Annotated in this window: 16 protein-coding genes; 8 read left to right on the top strand and 8 right to left on the bottom strand. The window is 62.7% G+C overall.

What is annotated here, in order from left to right; all coding sequences use genetic code 11:
• Position 1: 1 nt before the first annotated feature.
• Positions 2-982: an ADP-glyceromanno-heptose 6-epimerase gene (gene rfaD, locus ASC80_RS02490; protein ID WP_056292572.1), complete on the bottom strand. Its 981-nt coding sequence runs from the start codon at positions 980-982 to the stop codon at positions 2-4.
• 186 nt (positions 983-1,168) lie between these two features.
• Here rfaD and waaF point away from each other — a divergent pair, with 186 nt between their 5' ends.
• The 3 genes from waaF (at position 1,169) to ASC80_RS02475 (ending at position 3,428) form a co-directional block, all read left to right on the top strand.
• Positions 1,169-2,242: a lipopolysaccharide heptosyltransferase II gene (gene waaF, locus ASC80_RS02485; protein WP_056292571.1), complete on the top strand. Its 1,074-nt coding sequence runs from the start codon at positions 1,169-1,171 to the stop codon at positions 2,240-2,242.
• 68 nt (positions 2,243-2,310) lie between these two features.
• On the top strand, positions 2,311-2,904 hold the full coding sequence (locus ASC80_RS02480) for a D-sedoheptulose 7-phosphate isomerase (RefSeq protein ID WP_056292569.1): 594 nt from the start codon (positions 2,311-2,313) through the stop codon (positions 2,902-2,904).
• Positions 2,901-3,428, top strand: coding sequence for an HAD family hydrolase (locus ASC80_RS02475; protein WP_056292567.1), 528 nt, complete (start codon positions 2,901-2,903; stop codon positions 3,426-3,428). The genes ASC80_RS02480 and ASC80_RS02475 overlap by 4 nt, the downstream gene beginning before the upstream one ends.
• A 27-nt stretch (positions 3,429-3,455) precedes the next feature.
• On the opposite strand, the gene ASC80_RS02470 is transcribed toward ASC80_RS02475, so the two are convergent.
• Positions 3,456-6,281 (bottom strand): hybrid sensor histidine kinase/response regulator, encoded by a 2,826-nt coding sequence (locus ASC80_RS02470; protein ID WP_056292564.1) that lies wholly within the window; start codon positions 6,279-6,281, stop codon positions 3,456-3,458.
• Between the two features lie 118 nt (positions 6,282-6,399).
• Positions 6,400-7,446, bottom strand: a complete 1,047-nt coding sequence (locus ASC80_RS02465; RefSeq protein WP_056292562.1) for a glycosyltransferase family 4 protein — start codon at positions 7,444-7,446, stop codon at positions 6,400-6,402.
• A gap of 124 nt (positions 7,447-7,570) precedes the next feature.
• On the opposite strand from ASC80_RS02465, the gene galE reads away from it, so the two are divergent.
• The 3 genes from galE (at position 7,571) to ASC80_RS02450 (ending at position 11,220) form a co-directional block, all read left to right on the top strand.
• Positions 7,571-8,584, top strand: a complete 1,014-nt coding sequence (gene galE / locus ASC80_RS02460) for a UDP-glucose 4-epimerase GalE (RefSeq protein WP_056292560.1) — start codon at positions 7,571-7,573, stop codon at positions 8,582-8,584.
• Positions 8,585-8,672: 88 nt separating this feature from the next.
• Positions 8,673-10,475 (top strand): ABC transporter ATP-binding protein, encoded by a 1,803-nt coding sequence (locus ASC80_RS02455; RefSeq protein ID WP_056292558.1) that lies wholly within the window; start codon positions 8,673-8,675, stop codon positions 10,473-10,475.
• A 46-nt stretch (positions 10,476-10,521) separates the two neighbouring features.
• Complete coding sequence (locus ASC80_RS02450; RefSeq protein WP_056292556.1) at positions 10,522-11,220, top strand: fumarylacetoacetate hydrolase family protein; 699 nt, start codon at positions 10,522-10,524, stop codon at positions 11,218-11,220.
• Between the two features lie 129 nt (positions 11,221-11,349).
• Here the strand turns inward: ASC80_RS02450 and ASC80_RS02445 are convergent, their stop codons facing one another.
• Positions 11,350-12,654: an amidase gene (locus tag ASC80_RS02445; protein ID WP_056292555.1), complete on the bottom strand. Its 1,305-nt coding sequence runs from the start codon at positions 12,652-12,654 to the stop codon at positions 11,350-11,352.
• 95 nt (positions 12,655-12,749) lie between these two features.
• The gene (locus ASC80_RS02440) at positions 12,750-13,766 is read right to left on the bottom strand and encodes a methyltransferase domain-containing protein (RefSeq protein WP_056292553.1); all 1,017 of its coding nucleotides are present in this window, start codon (positions 13,764-13,766) and stop codon (positions 12,750-12,752) included.
• A gap of 341 nt (positions 13,767-14,107) precedes the next feature.
• On the opposite strand from ASC80_RS02440, the gene ASC80_RS02435 reads away from it, so the two are divergent.
• Entirely contained in the window at positions 14,108-14,437 is a 330-nt protein-coding gene (locus ASC80_RS02435; protein WP_056292551.1) for a DUF6968 family protein, read from the top strand.
• Positions 14,438-14,694: 257 nt separating this feature from the next.
• Here ASC80_RS02435 and ASC80_RS02430 read toward each other — a convergent pair whose 3' ends face one another.
• The gene (locus tag ASC80_RS02430) at positions 14,695-15,216 is read right to left on the bottom strand and encodes a DUF1993 domain-containing protein (protein WP_056292549.1); all 522 of its coding nucleotides are present in this window, start codon (positions 15,214-15,216) and stop codon (positions 14,695-14,697) included.
• A gap of 368 nt (positions 15,217-15,584) precedes the next feature.
• Here ASC80_RS02430 and ASC80_RS02425 point away from each other — a divergent pair, with 368 nt between their 5' ends.
• Positions 15,585-16,460, top strand: a complete 876-nt coding sequence (locus tag ASC80_RS02425; RefSeq protein ID WP_056292547.1) for an alpha/beta hydrolase — start codon at positions 15,585-15,587, stop codon at positions 16,458-16,460.
• Between the two features lie 196 nt (positions 16,461-16,656).
• Here the strand turns inward: ASC80_RS02425 and ASC80_RS02420 are convergent, their stop codons facing one another.
• Together ASC80_RS02420 and ASC80_RS02415 are read right to left on the bottom strand one after the other, a co-directional pair.
• On the bottom strand, positions 16,657-16,866 hold the full coding sequence (locus ASC80_RS02420) for a cold-shock protein (protein ID WP_056295464.1): 210 nt from the start codon (positions 16,864-16,866) through the stop codon (positions 16,657-16,659).
• Positions 16,867-17,125: 259 nt separating this feature from the next.
• Complete coding sequence (locus ASC80_RS02415) at positions 17,126-17,329, bottom strand: hypothetical protein (protein WP_244487169.1); 204 nt, start codon at positions 17,327-17,329, stop codon at positions 17,126-17,128.
• Positions 17,330-17,917 lie beyond the last annotated feature (588 nt).

The following is a 17,917-nucleotide window of genomic DNA, read 5'->3' as shown; positions in this document are numbered from 1 at the left end:
CTCAACGATAGCGATCCGGCTGGTCGAGAAAGTCTTTCACGTAAACGCCGACCGCGTCTTCCAATGCGGTGAAGCCGCCATTATAGCCCGCGCCGCGCAACCGCTCACCCTCCGCTTGGGTGAAATACTGATAGCTGTCACGAATCTGGACCGGCATGTCGATGTACTCGATATTCGGCCGTGTGCCGAGGGCAGCATACGCCGCGTGCATCAGATCGCGAAAACTGCGCGCCACGCCGGTCCCGACATTGAAAATCCCATTCACCGACGGCGTCGCCAGTAACCACATGATGACGCGGACGACGTCATCAATGTAGATGAAATCGCGGCGCTGATCGCCGTCGGCAATGCCGTCGCGGTGCGATTTGAAAAGCTGGATCGGATTGCCGGCACGGATGTCGTCGAAGCGGCGGGTCAGCACGCTCATCATCGCACCCTTGTGGTATTCATTGGGGCCGAACACGTTGAAAAATTTCAGGCCAGCCCAGTGCGGCGGCATCGCTTGTCGCTTCGCCACCCGCGCCGCCACCGCCATATCGAACAGATGCTTGCTCCAGCCGTAGAGATTCATCGGCCTGAGCTGCTTCAGCGCGGCAAGCGAAGGATCGTCGCCAAAACCTTGATGGCCGTCGCCATAGGTCGCCGCCGACGACGCATAAATGAATGGCACCCCATTGACAGTGCACCAGTCGAGCAACCGCATCGAAAGGCGGAAATTGGTTTCAACCACCAGATCGCCGTCGGTGGCGGTGGTCTCCGAAATCGCGCCGAGGTGGACGATGCCGTCGAGCTTGCGGCCCTTTAGCCATTCCATCAGTTCAGCGGGCGGAACCACGTCGGACAGCTGCCGCTTGGCGAGATTTCGCCATTTACCGTCGTGACCGAGGAAATCGCACACGGCCACGTCCGCATGGCCGGCATCGTTCAGCGCAGCCACGACGTTGGATCCGATAAACCCGGCGCCACCCGTCACCAGCAGCATGAATGTTTCCCGCCCAATTGAACCGGGGTTACGTTTGCCCGAGTGAGGTCCGTCAGGCAACGTCCACCGCAGGATTTGGTGAAGGCCGAAGCGACCTTTTTTGCAATTTTTGGTTGGCTTTACCCCGGTCCACGGAGCAGATACCGACAAGATCAGGATTTCCGGGAAACAGCGTCGCTCGAAAGTATGAATTCCTATTCATTTGAAAAGCTGGGCATCCGGCCCGATCCGGACGATACGCGGCCGATTCTGATCGTCCCGTACATGTGGATCGGCGACTTCGTCCGGGGCCACACAGTGGTGCGCCTTCTCAAGTATCGCTGGCCAAACCGACCGGTCGACCTGCTGACCACCAGCCTGTGCGCGCCGCTTGTGGACTATATGCCCGGCGTCCGGACCGGGATCGTCTGGGACCTGCCCCGCTCTCGTCTGGCCTTGGCCCAGCAGCGGGCTCTCGCAGCGAAATTCCGCGCGGGAGGTTATGGCACCGTGCTGGTGATGCCCCGAACGTGGAAGTCGGCGCTCGCTCCGGCGCTCGCCGGTATTCCCGAGCGGGTCGGCTTCGTCGGCGAAGCCCGGTTTGGCCTGATCAACGAATGGCGCTGGGGCGAGCGGGCGCTGCCGCGCTTCATCGACAAGAACGCCGCGCTGGCCATGCCTCCGGACGCACCGCTCCCCAGGGAATGGCCTGTCCCGGCCCTCTCGGTTCCGGGGGAGGAAGCCCGGGCATGGCGTCAGGCCAACGGCCTCGGCAACGGCCCGGCCGTGGCGCTGGCTCCCGGCTCGGTCGGCGCCTCCAAACGCTGGACCGATTATGCCGGAGCAGCACGGCAGTTCGCCGCCAAGGGCCTCGACGTATGGGTGGTCGGCGGCCCCGGCGAAAAGGCCCTGGCGGAGGAAATCGTCCGCGCCGGCGGCAGCCGAGTTCGCGATCTCACCGGCAACGATTTGCGCAATGGTGTTCTCGCCATGGCGGCAGCGAGCGTCGCGATCGCCAACGATTCGGGGCTGATGCATATCGCCGCCGCCATCGGCACCCCGACCATGGGAATTTTCGGGCCGACCGACCCCTGGCTGTGGGCACCGCTCAACCCGACCACGACCGTGGTGCAACGCAAAGAAAAGCTGTCGTGCCAGCCGTGCCAGCGCACGATCTGCACCATGAACGATCATCGCTGCATGACGAACATCACCGCTGCGGACGTCGTGGAGATCGCCCGCGGCATTCTCGCAGGTACCGCACCGACGGCGGCCCACTGATGCCCACGCTTGCGCCCGGGCGGAGCGAACATTACCACTGATGGACCCTGCAACCTCGACGGTGCCCCGTGAGCCACGACGAAATCGGCAACCACTTTGAAAAATCGCTCGCGGCCATCACGGCGGCGGCGAGCGACGCCACGTTGCTGGCTGTGACCCGCACCATCGCAGACGTCATCGCCAACGCAATCAGCAATGGCGGCAAGTTCCTGATCGCCGGCAATGGCGGCAGCGCGGCAGATGCCCAGCATATCGCCGCAGAAATCATCGGACGTTACAAGCACGACCGGCCGGGCTATGCGGCGATCGCCTTGACCACCGACACGTCGGCCCTCACCGCCATCGCCAATGACTACGGTTTCGAACAGGTCTTTTCACGACAGGTGCAAGGGCTTGGCCGCCGCGGCGACGTATTCCTTGGCATCTCCACATCTGGCCGCTCGCCCAATATTCTCACCGCGCTGAAAATTGCGCGCGAACAGGGTCTCGTGACCATCGGCTTCACCGGCACCAACGGTGAATCGATGCGTGCGCTCTGCGATCATTTGCTGGTCGCGCCGAGCGACGAGGCCGCCGTGATCCAGCAGGTTCACATGGTCGCCGCCCACGCGATCTGCGGCGCGGTCGAGCACACACTGATGACCAAGGGTCAGAAGGCATGAAAGACGGCAACGCTGCGCCGATTCGCAAGCCTGCGGCCTTCCTCGATCGCGACGGCGTCGTCAACTACGACGACGGTTACATGGGCACGCGCGAGCGCATCCGCTGGATGCCTAATGCGGCGGCCGCGATCCGCCGGCTCAACGAAGCCGGTTATTTCGTATTCCTGATTTCCAATCAGTCCGGCATTGCGCGCGGCTATTTCACCGACGACGACGTGCAAGTGCTGCATCGCTGGATGACCGGCGAACTCGCAGCACAAGGCGCGCGGATCGACGACATCCGCTATTGCCCGCATCATCCCGAAGGAACGGTGGATGCCTATTGTCAGGACAGTGACTGGCGCAAGCCGAAGCCGGGCATGATCCTCGACTTGATGAAGCACTGGCCGATCAACCAGAGCGGCAGCTTTGTGATCGGCGATCGCCAAACCGACCTGGAAGCCGCCGCCGCCGCGGGTATTGGAGGCTATCTGTTCTCCGGCGGCGATCTCGATGCTTTCGTCGCGGGATGTCTGCAACTCTAAGGCATTATCACGAGCGTCCCGGCACGCTCAAATCATCTCACCGATCATCCGTGACAGATTGTCGAGGTCGAACGGCTTGGTGATCATTCGCATCCCCGGCTTCAGGAAACCCTTGGCGCTTGCAGCATCTGCTGCATAACCGGTCGTGAACAGGATACTCAGATCGGGCCGCACTTCTCGCGCGAAATCCGCAAGCTGCCGTCCATTCATGCCCGGCAAGCCAATATCGGTGACCAGCAGATCGACGCGTTGTGCCCGGTCGCGCAGGATTTGCAGGGCGGAGGGTCCGTCGGTCGCTTCAATGGTGCGGTAACCCTGATCGCTCAGCATCTCAAGGATGACGCCGCGCACGACCGGTTCGTCCTCCACCACCAGAACGACCTCACCCGCCGCATTGCGGCTGTCGGCATCTTGCGGCGTGTCCGGTTCAACACCGCCGACCTCACCGTGAAGGCGCGGCAGATAAAGTCGGACCGATGTGCCCTCCCCCCATTTGCTGTCGATCATAACGTGGCCGTTCGACTGCCGAGCGAACCCGTAAATCATCGACAGGCCGAGACCTGTCCCCTGGCCGATCGGCTTGGTCGTGAAAAACGGATCGAACGCGCGCGCGGCAACTTCCGAACTCATACCGGTTCCGGTGTCGGAAACATTGATGCAGATATAGTCGCCTTCGGGCAGCGGCGGATTAGCGGCCGGTACGTCATCGAGCCACGCGTTGGAGAGCGCGATTGTCAACTTGCCGCCATTCGGCATCGCGTCCCGCGCGTTGATGGTGAGATTCAACAGCGCGTTCTCCAACTGGTTGGGATCGCACAAGATCGGCCAGAGATTTTCGGCAGCGACAACTTCAAGGTCGATGCCTTCACCAATGGTTCGGCGCAGCAGATCTTCGAGCGACGCCATGAGCTGACTCGCATCGACGGATTTCGGCACCAGCGGCTGGCGGCGCGCGAAAGCGAGCAGACGATGCGTGAGAGCCGCGGCACGATTGGCTGACGCCATCGCTGCTTCGATATAGCGGCTGATCCCGTTGGTGCGCCCTTGCGCAAAGCGGGTCTGCATTAGATCGAGCGAACCGACGATGCCAGTGAGAAGATTGTTGAAGTCATGGGCGATGCCGCCAGTCAGTTGTCCCACCGCCTCCATCTTCTGTGACTGGCGCAAGGCTTCCTCAGCGGCCTTGAGCCGCTCCTCGGCCACTTTCTCCGCGGTCACGTCACGGCCGACAGCGTAGATGAATCCGTCATCCGGCACGGCGGTCCATGACAGCCAGCGATACGATCCATCCTTGTGCTGGGCCCGGCTTTCGAACCGCACCGTGGTCCGCCCCCGCGCCAGATGCGCGAGTTCGATCCTGGTTCTCGGGACATCGTTAGGGTGCTGAAGCCAGTCCGCGGTCCGGTTCAACAAATCGGCCTCGCTCCAGCCGAGGGTTCTCGTCCACGCCGGGTTCACCGCGTGGACAATTCCGTCAGTGCTGGCGACGACCAAAAGATCTTGCGAGACGTTCCAGATACGATCCCGCTCGCGGGTTTTCTCAAGCACGCGCTCGGCGAGCGTCTCGTTGAGGCGAGCCAGTTCGGCGGAAATCAGCTTGTGATCGTGAACGTCGGTATTGGTCCCCATCCACCGCACGATGTTGCCGTACTCGTCACGCGCGGGCACCGCGCGAGACAGGAACCATCGGAACGCGCCGTCCGCCCTGCGCAGACGAAACTCGATCTCATAAGGATTGCCGGTCGAAACAGCATGGGACCATGCCGCCACCGCAGCGGATATGTTGTCGGGGTGGACAACCTTGCTCCACCCGTCGCCATCCAGCTCTCCGAAGGCCGCGCCGGCGTATTCGTAGACACGCCGGTTGAACCAGTTCAGCGAGCCGGCCGGTGTCGCCGTCCACACGTGATGCGGCACGGCTTCAGCCAGCGTGCGGAACGCCTCTTCGCTCTGGCGAAGCGCCCGCTCCGCCATCACCTGCTCGGTGACATCGCTGTGAGCTCCAACCAGCCGGATCGCCGCGCCGTTGACGTCCCGTTCGATCACGGATTTCACCGAAATCCAGCGCACCTGTCCGTCGCTCGGCCGGATGATACGGTATTGCGCGTTGTAGTCTCGCACGTCGCCTGCAACAGCGTCGCGGAATTGTTTGTCGGTGGTTTCGCGATCCTCAGGATGAATCCGCCGTACCCAGTCCTCATGGGTTTCCGTGACGGCATCCGGCGGCAGCCCGTGGATCAGCAGATATTCCGGCGAACGGCGATTCCGGAATCCGGTGCGTAGATCGACTTCGAGTCCGCCGATCCGGCCGATCTGCTGGACACGTGCGAGTTCAGCCTCGCGTTCCCGCAGAGCTGCGGCGGCCATATGATCCTCTGTGACATCGCGGCACACAACAAGCACGCCGCCGACCCGATCGCCTTCATCGATCGGGCTGTAACCATAGGTCCAGTAGACTTGTTCGAGGCGACCATGACGGGTCACTGGCACAAGCTGATCCTCGTGCCATGTCGCGCCGCCGCCGCTCATGACCTGCTCGATCTGCGGCCCGATGATGTCCCAGATTTCAGCCCAGCATTCGCGCCCGCGCTGGCCGAGTGCGCTAGGATGACGTTCGGGACCCATCGTCTGGCGATAGGCGTCGTTGTAAAACTGGATCAGATCCGGTCCCCACCAGATGAACATCGGATGATTGGAGTTCAGCACGATGCGGACCGCGGTCCGCAGACTTTGCGGCCACTTATCCGGCGGACCGAGCGAACTGGCCGACCAATCGAACGCGCGTGTCAGAGCGCCCATCTCTCCGCCGCCGGAGAGGAAGTCCGGTAAAGTGGCCTTGTGTGTGTGCAGCATCAGGGCGATCTAGGGTCGAATTGGATCGACACAACAGGATAGGGCGCAGGATTGGCTCGAATTCAAACATCCGAAAGCCAGCTTGGTTCATTATACGCTGCTTTGTCGGGTTCTTTGGTTAAATTGAACGGTAGACCTCGGCAATTTTACGAGCTTCCGCATCGATACTGAAGCGCTCGACCACCCGTTTGCGGGCGCGTGCGCCCATGGCATGAGCGGCTGACGGATCGCGCATCAGCGGTTCAATCGCCGCCGCCAGCGCACCGGCATCGCCGGTCGGGACCAGCACGCCGGTATCGCCATCGGTCACCACCAGTTCGGCTGCACCCGCGCGCGCCGCCACCAGTGCGGCACCGGCAGCCATCGCCTCGATCAGCGTCAGGCCGTATCCCTCATTGCGCGATGTAAAGGCATAGATCGTCAGGCGCTGAAACCAGCGCTGCACCTCCTCGATCGGCAGCTCACCGAGAATGACAATCCGGTCCGACAGGCCTGCCGCTTCGATCTTCGTCTTCAATGCGCTGCCGAACGCGGTTTGATCCGGAGTGATTGCGCCGACGATGACTGCGGTGAAATCGGGAAAGCGCGGCAATAGATCGCACATCGCGTCGACGAAAATATCCGTGCCCTTCTGCGCGCGCACCCGTCCGAAACAGCCGATCGCATAACGCCCCGGGAGTCCCGTCTCGGCAAACGCCGCCGCGCGATCGGATGCCGGTACGTAGACATCTGCATCGACACCATGTGGCGACACCGTTGCCTCGCGCTTCAGATATGAGGCCGAGACATCGCTGGTGGCGATGATCGCATCCATCCGGTTGATGAGCCAGCGCGTGATCCAGGTATGATGACGTTGCGCGGCTGACGTAAAGATCAGCTTGAACGGCCAGCCGAGCGCACGAAGCAATACGCCGACGATCATTTCGTTGTTGCGGCGCGCGTGCCAGATCAGCGGCGTCTTGCGGCGCCACAGCGACAGCAGATTGACGAAATCCATATGCGCGATGCCGTCCGGCGCATCCGGCCCGAGCCATGCCGCGCGGAACAGTCCCGCCAGCTTGGGTGCAACCATCCGATTGGTTGCGGTGACGCCCGAATAGCGCCAGTGCAGGTTGGGAATGACAACCTGCAGATCTTGCGCCTCGTTCGGACTGATCGACACCATGTAGCTCCGTTTCGCGTCACTGCTATACGCAACATTAAGCATAGTGACCAGATCGGGTGATCAGAAAGCCCCTCTTCACCGTCAAGCCGTACCTTCGCCGGTGGAAATTGGGTAGATCATCGTCATGACCGTACTCGTCACCGGCGGCGCCGGATACATTGGAAGCCACACCGTTCTCGCGCTGGCGGAAGCCGGCCAGGAGGTCGTGGTCATCGACAATTTGTCCACCGGATTTTCATCCGCATTGCCGGCGGGCGTGCCGCTGTTCATCGGTGACGTTGCCGATGAGAATCTTGTCGAAGGCGTCATCGCTGCGCACAACGTCGGCTCGATCATCCATTTCGCCGGTTCGGTCGTGGTGCCGGAATCGATGCGCGATCCGCTTGCGTATTATCGCAACAACACGATGACCACGCGCAACCTGCTCAACACCGCGGTCAAGTGCAACATCAACCGCTTCATCTTCTCGTCGACCGCCGCAGTCTATGGCAACCCGGAGCGTGTGCCGGTCGCCGAGGACGCGCCGACGCGGCCGCTGTCGCCCTACGGCTCCTCCAAGCTGATGACCGAAATCATGCTGCACGACGTCGCCACGGCGCACGGCATGAGCTACGTGGTGCTGCGTTATTTCAACGTCGCCGGCGCGGACCCGCAGGCACGGATTGGACTTTCGACCGCCGGTGCTACCCATCTCCTCAAGATCGCGGTGGAAGCCGCGACCGGCCAGCGCGCCAAGATCGACGTGTTCGGCACCGACTATCCGACCCCGGACGGAAGTTGCATCCGCGACTTCATCCATGTCAGCGACCTTGCGCAGGCGCATCGCGCCGCGTTGTCGTATCTGAGCAACGGTGGCCCGTCCGCCACCCTGAATTGCGGCTACGGCCGCGGCTATTCAGTGCTTGAGACGATCGAAGCGGTTCGCCGCGCCTCCGGCCGCAACTTCGCCACTCAATATGCGTCCCGCCGGCCCGGCGACATCATGACGATGGTCGCGGATACCTCGCGCATCCGCGCCACGCTGGACTGGACGCCGCAATACGACAATCTGGACACGATCGCCGCCCATGCCCTGGCCTGGGAGCAGAAATTGCTCCGCGAGCGCCAGCCGGACGATGACCGGGTCGCCTCAGCCTGACGTAATAAAGGCCCGTTTTGGCTTGAAAATCCGTCCCATAGCGGGCAAGGAGACGCATGTTTCGCTCCTTGCCGCCGATGGGACGCGGATGAACACGGTTCCACGCAAAATCACCGACGATCCTTATGGCGCAGCCACGCTGGTCCGCCGGCTGGTCGCCGACCAGGGCCTTGAATATTGGCCCCAATACCTCAAAGCCTTCGTCCTGATGGCGATTTCGGCCGCGACGACCGCCGGGGCAGCCTGGCTGCTCGGCGAGGTCATCAACCAGACCTACATCAACCGAAGCGTGCAGGGCATCGTCCTGCTGTCCGTCGCCATCATCGTGCTGTTCGCCCTCAAGGGATTCTCGACCTACGGGCATTCCGTCATCCTGTCGAAGATCGGCAACGCGATCCTCGCCAACAATCAGCGCCGGTTGTTCGCCAAGCTGATGCGCGAGAATGTCGGCTTCTACTCGGAACGCCATTCGTCGGAGTTCCTGGCGCGGCTCTCGGCCGGCGCGCAGGCCGTCACGCAGGTTCTCAATCTTCTCGTCAGCGCGGTGGGCCGCGATGTCCTGTCGCTGATCGGCCTTGTGATCGTGATGGCGGTGCAGGACCCGTGGATGTCGCTGTTCGGGCTGGTGGTTGCCCCCCCGGCGCTGATCTTCATCCGCAAGCTGGTCCGCCGGATCAAGGGGCTCGCGCATACGCAGTTCACCGGCACCACCGACATTCTCGAGACGATGCAGGAATCGCTGCAAGGCATCCGTACCGTCAAAGCCTTCACGCTCGAGGACACGATGCAGGCGCGCATCGACAAGAGCATTTCCGAAGTCGAAGCCAACGCCAACAAGATGGCGCGGGTGCAGGCCCGCTCCAGTCCGCTGATGGAAATGCTCGGCGGTTTCGCGATTGCCGGCGCGCTGATGTACGGCGGCTACCGCGTGCTCTCCACCGGAGCGGCACCCGGACAGTTCTTTTCGTTCGTCACCGCGTTCCTGCTCGCCTATGAGCCGGCGAAGCGGCTCGCCCGCCTCAATATCGAACTCAACAGCCATCTGATCGGCGCGCGCAAGCTGCTGGAAATCGTCGACAGCCCGGCAAGCGAACCCGACGACAGCGACAAGCCGGCGCTCAAACTGACCGATGCCCGCGTCGAACTGCGCGACGTCACATTTTCTTACCGGATTGACGAGCCGGTGCTGAACCACATGAGTCTCGTCGCCGAGCCCGGCAAGGTGACGGCACTGGTCGGGCCATCTGGTGGCGGCAAATCCACCGTTCTGGCGCTGCTGCTGCGGCTCTATGAGGCGAACGAAGGCGCAATTCTGATCGACGGCCAGAACATCCTCGATGCGTCGCGCAAATCGCTGCGCCAGCAGACCGCTTATGTCGGGCAGGACGTCTACCTGTTCCGCGACACCGTCCGCGAGAACATCGCCTTCGGCCGGATCGGCGCGTCGGAGGATGACATTGTCGCCGCGGCGAAAGCGGCCTGCGCCCACGACTTCATTATGGGCTTCCCGCTCGGCTATGACACCCCGGTCGGCGAACACGGCACGCAACTGTCCGGTGGCCAGCGCCAGCGCATCGCCATTGCCCGTGCACTGGTCAAGAATGCGCCGATCATCCTGCTGGATGAAGCTACCGCCGCGCTCGATTCCGAATCCGAAAAGCAGGTTCAGGAAGCGATCGAGCATCTGTGCCAGAACCGCACCACAATCGTCATTGCCCACCGTCTCCACACCATCATGCATGCAGACCAGATTCTGGTGGTCGAAGGCGGCCAGATCGTCGAGTCCGGACGCCATGATGACCTGCTGCGGCGCGGCGGGCGTTACGCTTCGTTCTTCCGGCTACAGCATCGCCATGACGGGACGCTGGCACCGGTCGCCGCGAGCGCGTAAGATCGCGCATCCTTCCTTCGTTCCTCCCCACAATCCGGAATCACCCATGAGCGCCACCGCATCCTTTGTCATTCCCGCACTCGTCCAGCCATCGCTTCCCGTCGCCGGTGAAGCGAAAGCCTTTCCGGTCCGGCGGATCTGGTGCGTGGGGCGCAACTATCTCGAGCACATCCGCGAACTCGGCAACGACGAGCGCCAGCCGCCGTTCTTCTTCGCCAAGCACGCCGACATGATTGCCGGTGAAGGCACCATTATCCCCTACCCGTCGCTGACCAAGGACTTCCAGCACGAGGTCGAAATGGTCGTCGCGCTGAAATCCGGCGGCGCGAACATCGCCACCGACCGCGCGCTGGATTGCGTGTACGGCTACGGCGTCGGCATCGACCTCACCCGCCGCGATTTGCAGATGGCCTCGCGCAAGAAGGAGCAGCCCTGGGAAATCGGCAAATCGTTCGACCAGTCGGCGCCGTGCGGCGCGCTGCGTCCGGCTTCCGAAATCGGCCATCCCGCCAAGGGAAAAATCTGGCTGTCGGTCAACGGCACCGAGAAGCAGAAAGGTGACCTCTCCGAGATGATCTGGAACGTCGCCGAGATCATTTCCAAGCTCTCACTTCAGGTCTCGCTCGGCGCCGGCGACATCATCATGACCGGCACGCCGGCCGGCGTCGCGGCGCTGCAGCCCGGCGATAACATCGAATGCGGCATCGATGGCGTCGGCACCCTGAAAGTGTCGATCGCGAGGTAAGAAAGCGCGACTCGTCGAAAACTGCCCTCACCGAGCTTGTCCCGGTGATCCCGCTTAGGCGAACACGGTGCGTCCCTCAGCGAGATGCCCGGCACAGGGCCGGGCATGACAGCGTTGAGAACGGCTGCCCTACCCCGCCAGCGCCTGCTCAACCGACTTCGCGATCCGCAGCAAGTTGCGGTCGTTGCCGTGGCGGCCGATCAGCATCAGGCCGACAGGCAGCTGGTTGCCGAGTTTGATCGGCAGTGAAATGCCGCAAACATCGAAGAAATTCCAGATCGACGTGTTGCGCAGCATCCGCATGTTCTTCGAATTGAAAGTCTCCACCGTCGCGATTTCGTCGAGCGTCGGCGCGACGATCGGGGTGGTCGGCATCGCCAGCACGTCGAACTTATCGAACAGCGCATCCATCGCCGCGACGGCGCGCTCGCGGTCGCGCAGGTTCTGGATATAGTCGGTGGCATTGACGTTCTCCGACCGCAAAAGACGCAGCCGCACGTTGGGATCGACGCCCTCACCCGCGTCCTTGAGCAGATCGCGATGGACCGAGTAGGCTTCCGGCGGCGCGATACCTCCGCGATGGTTGACCTCGTGCATGATGTCGAGCGGCGCCAGCGTCAGTTCTTCAGCGGATTTCCACTTCGATTGCAGCTTCTCCACCGCTTTCGGAAACGCAGTGCCGACGATGTCGTCCATGCCCTCGAGCAGATAGCCCTGGACCAGGCCGACCCTCACCTCGTTCAACGCAATCGGCGATTGCGGCGCGGTGTTTTCACCGGCCATCACCGCGTCGGCCAGTTCGCAGGCGGCGACGTTGCGGGCAATCGGCCCGATCGAATCGAACGTATAGGACAAGGGAAACGCGCCCGTGCGCGGCACGCGCTTCACGGTCGGCTTGAAGCCGACGATGCCGCACAGTGCGGCGGGAATCCGCGTCGAGCCGCCGGTGTCGGTGCCGATGGCGATCTCGCCGATGCCGTCGGCCACAGCCACCGCCGCACCTGACGACGAGCCGCCGGGCGCGCGCTTGCGGTCGGCCGGATTGCCCGGCGTGCCGAAATGCGGATTGGCGCCGAGACCGGAATAGGCAAACTCGGTCATGTTGGTTTTGGCGACGATGATGGCGCCGGCCTCGCGCAGGCGCGTGACGATGGCGGCATCGGACGTTGCCGGCTTGCCGCGCGACGCCAGAACCTTCGAGCCAGCGCGGGTCACCTCGCCCTTGACGTCAAACAGATCCTTGATGGTGACGACCACGCCGTCCATCGGGCCGAGGCTTTTACCGGCCTTGGCGCGGGCATCAGCCTCATCGGCGGCCTGGCGCGCGGCGTCGGCATAAACCGAAAGGCACGAGCGGCTGCCCTCACCCGCGGGATCGCTGATGCGCTTGAGAGCGTCTTCGACGCGGTCGCGGGAGGATGGCTTGGCGGACATCACGGTCTCCTTGTCGTTGTGCGTTTCTTGTCAGAGACCGGCAGGCCTCGCGCAAGGAGTTTTGCCAAACTTGACCGCCGAAACCAATCCCCTTTCTAGCGCGAATGCTGCGGCGACAGCGCGCCGCCATGGTGCGAAGCGCGATCCGCCTCCACCGGCTGCCCGAGATTCTCGTAATAAGCGATGATGTCGCCGTGGCCGACGGCGCGGCGCGACCTGCGGCCGAGAAAAAACACGCCGCTGGCGCTGTCCGCGACATAGCGGCCGTCCGCGAGATAATCGAGATAACGCAGCCAGAAAAACGCCATCGCCGCCGCGGTGCCTGCCTTGTTGCTGCGGAAGATGGCGCGGACCAGATGGCGGATCGACCAGATCATCACCGTGCCCGGCCCGCGCGTGACGCCGGCATCGATCTGGTCGAAGCCGCGAAATAGCCAGCGATGGCCGCTGGCGGTAAAGCGCGAGAAATCATGGGCGCCCTCGTGGACCTGTTGCATGAACGGGGTCTCGGCATAGACGAGGCCGCGCTCCGCCAGCACGCGATGGATTTCCCGCGCCACGCGATGCGGCTCCAGCACATGCTCGAGCACGGCCTGGATCCAGACGCCATGAACCGATTTGTCGGCCAGCGGAATCCGATGGCCGTCGGCGACGAGATCGGTGTTGCCGTTGCGATAGATGTCGGAGCCGATCACGGTGACGTCGGGGTCATTGTAGAGCGCTTCCGCGCCAAAGCCGATGCTGCCGCCGCCGACCACCAGCACCACCGGATCGTTCGACAGCTTCTTCACCTCGGCGAGAAACGTCCGCGCATTGGCGGCGGTCGGCCCCGGCGAGCGGGTGAGGAAATTGTAGAGCCACCGCGCGAGCGTGTTGTCGGCGCGTCGCCGTTCGGCGACATGGCCGAGATCGGCCACCGCGCCGCGCGACACCACCGACTGCTCAAAATCGATCAGCACCGGCGCGTTCGCCACCATCGGGAAACCGGTGCGGGCATACGTGCAATCCGGATTGGTGCAGAACAGCGCCTGCCCGTCGAACGGATCGTCGGGCGTGATCACCGCGCTCTGGCATTTCGGACACTGGACGATATCGGCGAGTACTGGATGCATCACGCCCCCTTGCTGATGAAACTTCATTCGCGCCGTTCGCGCGCGACGCCGCGCGTGGCATGAGGAAGGCAAACATTAAGCATTGGAAAGCGTTCCTGCCGTGGGCCGACAATGGCAGGCGCATGACGACACCGCGGGGACTCTGTGCCGGGAATCCGGCGTCACCGTGCCAACATCGCGGCCGCGCATAGCGCCGCTTGCAATCTTCAATACGAGAGCGACATTTTTCACTGCAAGATGGTCGGACTTTCAACCTGTTACGCCCAAGCAATGGTACGTTTCGTTGCATGTTAACGCGGCCAACCAATTCCACCTCTCAACTACTGATCGCGAGCCCCCAGATGATCATTGCCTCTCGCACCTTGAAGATGACCGATCCTTCCGGAGTGACTGATGTCCGCATCGATCTTTTTCAGCCGACGCGGGACAACGGCGAATGGACGTGCCGCTACATCGTCGACTGGCCGGATGCACCCTGGGAGAGTTACGCGGCTGGACAAGATGCCGTGCAGGCCTTGTTCAGCGCCATGCAGAAGATCGGCGTCGAGCTTTACGCCAGCGATGAAGGCAAAGCCGGCCACCTCACATGGGAGGACTGGAAAGGATTCGGTTTTCCCGTCCCGCAGAACATGCGCGATCGCCTCATCGGAGACGACGCGAAGTTTCTTTGACGTGACTTACGCGGAACTACATTCATGCAGACAAAAGCCCCGGATCGCCTTCGGGGCTTTTGTTTTCCGCGATATCATCACCGGGCATAGCCGTTCGAAGAACGGCATCGCTTCGCTCGCCTATGTCCTGGTGATCCCGATGAGGAAGGCACTGTGCCCACCTCAACGAGATGCCCGGCACAAGGCCGGGCATGACAATATCGTTTTTGCTGTTTCTTATCGCGAGGCTCGCACTGTTCGTGCCGCAGCACGCTCCGCTACCCCGCCGCGCCGGTAAAGCTCCGCAAATAATCGATCTTGCCGATCTTCATGCCGTTGTGGCGCAGGATGGCGTGGGCAGTGGTGACGTGAAACAGGAAGTTCGGCAGCAGGAAGCCGAGCGCGTATTGATCGCCGCGAAACGTTTTCGCATGCGCGCCGAATTTTAATTCGACCGGCCGGCTCTCGCCGCCGTCGAATTTTTCCTTCGGCACCGACTGCAGAAGCGCGATGGTTTTCGCAACACGCTCCTTCAATTCCGGCAGCGTCGTCTCGGTGTCGGCATAGGATGGCACCTCAAGGCCTGTCAGCCGCCCGACCGCGGCCTTGGCGCTGTCGCTCGCGCGCTGCACCTGGCCCGCCAGCGGCAGCATGTCCGGCGCGAGCCGCGCATTCACCAGCACCGATGGATCGAACTTGTTGTCCGTCGCATAAGCCTCGGCCTTGTCGAGATAGGTCGACAATGTTGTGAGCCCGGCGAGCAGCGGCGTGATGGCGACGTCATAGATCGAAAGCGACATGGGAGAACCTCTGGGACGGCGGTTGGGAAAACCGTGTGGATCGGCGGGAGCGCGGCGGTGTCGCCGCGCCGGTTCTCGCCAGATGGGGATGCCGCCCGGCCGCCGCAAGCGGAGCGGAAGGTCCGGCTCGCGGATTCATTCTCCTGAAGTCCGACGGAATGGCCGGTGAAATTAAGACACTCCCATCAGCGCGTCATGGCCGGATTTATTCCGGCCATGACGAAGAGAAACCCTATTCAGCTACCTGGTAGCCACCGCCTCTTGGTTCGAGACGCCGAACTGATGGCTGCTCGCACCTGGAACGCTCTTTCCGTCCGCGCCCTCCGCCCTCTAGACTGCGCTCCCGATCACACACCGGGGAATGCGCCATGTCCGAGATCGACGCCGTCCGGAAGCTTCTGACATCGAAGCCGCGCCCTGTCGGCTGGGCCGAACGGCGCGCGCGGCTCGACGAAGTCGGCGCGGTGTGGCCGGTGGCGGACGACATCACGCTGACGGCCGCCGACCTCGGCGGCATCGCTGGCGAATGGTCGCTGGCGCCCGGCAGTGATGCTGAGCGCGTGCTGATGTTCTTCCACGGCGGCGGCTATTGTTCGGGATCGATCGCGAGCCACCGCCGCATGGTGACGGAAGCCGGACGCGCGGCCGGCGTGCGCACGCTGGCGGTCGGTTATCGCCTCGCGCCGGAGGATCCGTTTCCGGCCGCGTTCGACGATGCGACCGCGGCATGGCGCTTCCTGCGCGCGCAGGGCTATGCGCCGGACCGGATCGCCGTGGGCGGCGACAGCGCGGGCGGCAATCTCACCTGCGTGCTGGTCAACGCGCTGCGCGCGCAAGGCGAGCGCCCGGCCTGCGCGTGGCTGGTGTCGCCGTGGACCGATCTCACGATGTCGGGCGCGTCGCTCGCCACCGAGGACAGCGTCGATCCGCTGATCCACAAACCCTATCTCGAAGAACTGGCTGCGGCCTATGTGCCGGCCGGCATCGCGCGCGACGATCCGCGCATCTCGCCGCTGGTCGCGGACGTGCGCGGCTTCGTGCCGACACTGATCCAGGTCGGCTCGCACGAAACCCTGCTCGACGATGCGACACGCCTTGCCCGCGTGCTCGGCGCGGCCGACGTGCCGGTGACGCTGGAGGTCTGGCCGGAGATGATCCACGCGTGGGCGCTGTGGAATGCGCATCTCGAACCGGGGCGACGCGCGCTGGCACAGGCCGGCCAGTTCATGCGCCGCTATCTCTAAGCGCAACACAAAAGGCCCCGGAGCGATCCGGGGCCTTGGGTATCCAGCCGATCCTCGCCGGCAATGCCGGCGGTGACGATTGAACAGCTCTTAAGAGCGCGCCGATGTTTCAGTACATCCGTGAAACAGGCGAAACGCTCGCAAGAGCGGACGAGCCGGTCCGGTACATCCGCGAACCGGCGTCAGTCCTTTATCTTCAGAGCAGCGAAAGATTTTCCGCGCTGACCTTGCCGCGCACCGGGTCTTTCTTGGCTTCGAACGAAACCTTCTGCCCTTCGGCGAGGCCGGTCAGGCCTGCGCGCTCAACAGCGCTGATGTGAACGAACACATCGCTGCCGCCTTCGCTCGACTCGATAAAACCGAAACCCTTTTGGCCGTTAAACCACTTCACTGTACCAGTTGCCACTTGTCTGTTCTCCATACGCGCACATGCGCTTTTCCGCGCGACGTCGCGCGGAACCTATCCAACTTCTGCGATGTCTTTGGAAAGGGGGCCGAGGAGGCGCTTAACAAATGCAATGCCGACAATCGAATATGCGTCTTTAACATGCGGCCAAACGAAAGCAACACATCAATTGTGTTCAATCATGAGCGCGGGGCGGCCCCGGCCGCCCTCACCCGCATCATTTTGCTGCTGTTCGCTGACCTGGCTGGCGGATTGCCGCTTATAGCGGGCGGCTCAGCTGGTCTTCCGTCACCACGCGTTCGACGTTTTCGGTCTTGCTGCGGATCCGGTAGCGCAACCGGCCATCGGATTCGACCGGCATCCGCGCCACCACGGTGTAGATGTTGGATTCGCTGAGTTCGGTGCGGCCCTGCGGGCCCTGAGCATGATGACGAACATCGTCGTCCTTTGAAAAGGCGTGCATCATTAAGTGTCCTGTGATGGCATCCGGGCTGACGGGGCTTTACCACCGTTCGCGGAAAAAGGGCGAGAAATCTTGCCCACGATTTAGGCACAAATGACACTGAAATGACGCTGGAGGTCTGCAGGTCCTGGAATCCTTCACCCACATGGGTGTTTCGGGATACGCTGGACCACAGCATACTGCGGGCTAAACCATTTTGGGCTTCCCATGACGATTTCAGCACGCAGTTTCTCCAATAAACGACGTCAAAACGCCGGTTCGAGAAGTAATTTTCGGAGTCACAAGAGCCTTCGACAGCGGCTTATGGAAATTGCCCGGCTCCGCGACTTGGTTAACGCGGCCGAACGACGGGCGCAGCAGCGCAATCTCCTCCGATAAAAGAGCCGCCCCCCTACTCCATTCGAGGTAGGGGCGGTGCAGGCACCGGACGTCATTCGTGCGGGCTTCGATCCGCGGCAGTGACAGCGGATGTGCCGTCATGCGCTCGAGTTCGGCTGCTTGCCTGCAGGCCGGCGTGGCGGGGAATACGACCTGCTTCTAAATCCATCGCCAGCGTCGGCGGATAACATCACGCGAACGCCGACGCTG

Origin of the sequence: Afipia sp. Root123D2, assembly GCF_001425835.1 — a bacterium.
Lineage (GTDB): Bacteria > Pseudomonadota > Alphaproteobacteria > Rhizobiales > Xanthobacteraceae > Afipia.
Note: the sequence above shows the minus strand (reverse complement) of the source record. Positions and strands in the feature narration are given on the sequence as shown.

Bases quoted from the DNA above. Each gene is read 5' to 3' on its own strand.
- ASC80_RS02425 (WP_056292547.1), top strand. From the start codon at position 15,585: ATGTCCGAGATCGACGCCGTCCGGAAGCTTCTGACATCGAAGCCGCGC.
- ASC80_RS02470 (WP_056292564.1), bottom strand. From the start codon at position 6,281: ATGCTGCACACACACAAGGCCACTTTACCGGACTTCCTCTCCGGCGGC.
- ASC80_RS02455 (WP_056292558.1), top strand. From the start codon at position 8,673: ATGAACACGGTTCCACGCAAAATCACCGACGATCCTTATGGCGCAGCC.
- ASC80_RS02435 (WP_056292551.1), top strand. From the start codon at position 14,108: ATGATCATTGCCTCTCGCACCTTGAAGATGACCGATCCTTCCGGAGTG.
- ASC80_RS02475 (WP_056292567.1), top strand. From the start codon at position 2,901: ATGAAAGACGGCAACGCTGCGCCGATTCGCAAGCCTGCGGCCTTCCTC.
- ASC80_RS02445 (WP_056292555.1), bottom strand. From the start codon at position 12,654: ATGTCCGCCAAGCCATCCTCCCGCGACCGCGTCGAAGACGCTCTCAAG.
- waaF (WP_056292571.1), top strand. From the start codon at position 1,169: ATGAATTCCTATTCATTTGAAAAGCTGGGCATCCGGCCCGATCCGGAC.
- galE (WP_056292560.1), top strand. From the start codon at position 7,571: ATGACCGTACTCGTCACCGGCGGCGCCGGATACATTGGAAGCCACACC.
- ASC80_RS02440 (WP_056292553.1), bottom strand. From the start codon at position 13,766: ATGCATCCAGTACTCGCCGATATCGTCCAGTGTCCGAAATGCCAGAGC.
- ASC80_RS02430 (WP_056292549.1), bottom strand. From the start codon at position 15,216: ATGTCGCTTTCGATCTATGACGTCGCCATCACGCCGCTGCTCGCCGGG.
- rfaD (WP_056292572.1), bottom strand. From the start codon at position 982: ATGCTGCTGGTGACGGGTGGCGCCGGGTTTATCGGATCCAACGTCGTG.
- ASC80_RS02465 (WP_056292562.1), bottom strand. From the start codon at position 7,446: ATGGTGTCGATCAGTCCGAACGAGGCGCAAGATCTGCAGGTTGTCATT.
- ASC80_RS02450 (WP_056292556.1), top strand. From the start codon at position 10,522: ATGAGCGCCACCGCATCCTTTGTCATTCCCGCACTCGTCCAGCCATCG.
- ASC80_RS02415 (WP_244487169.1), bottom strand. From the start codon at position 17,329: ATGCACGCCTTTTCAAAGGACGACGATGTTCGTCATCATGCTCAGGGC.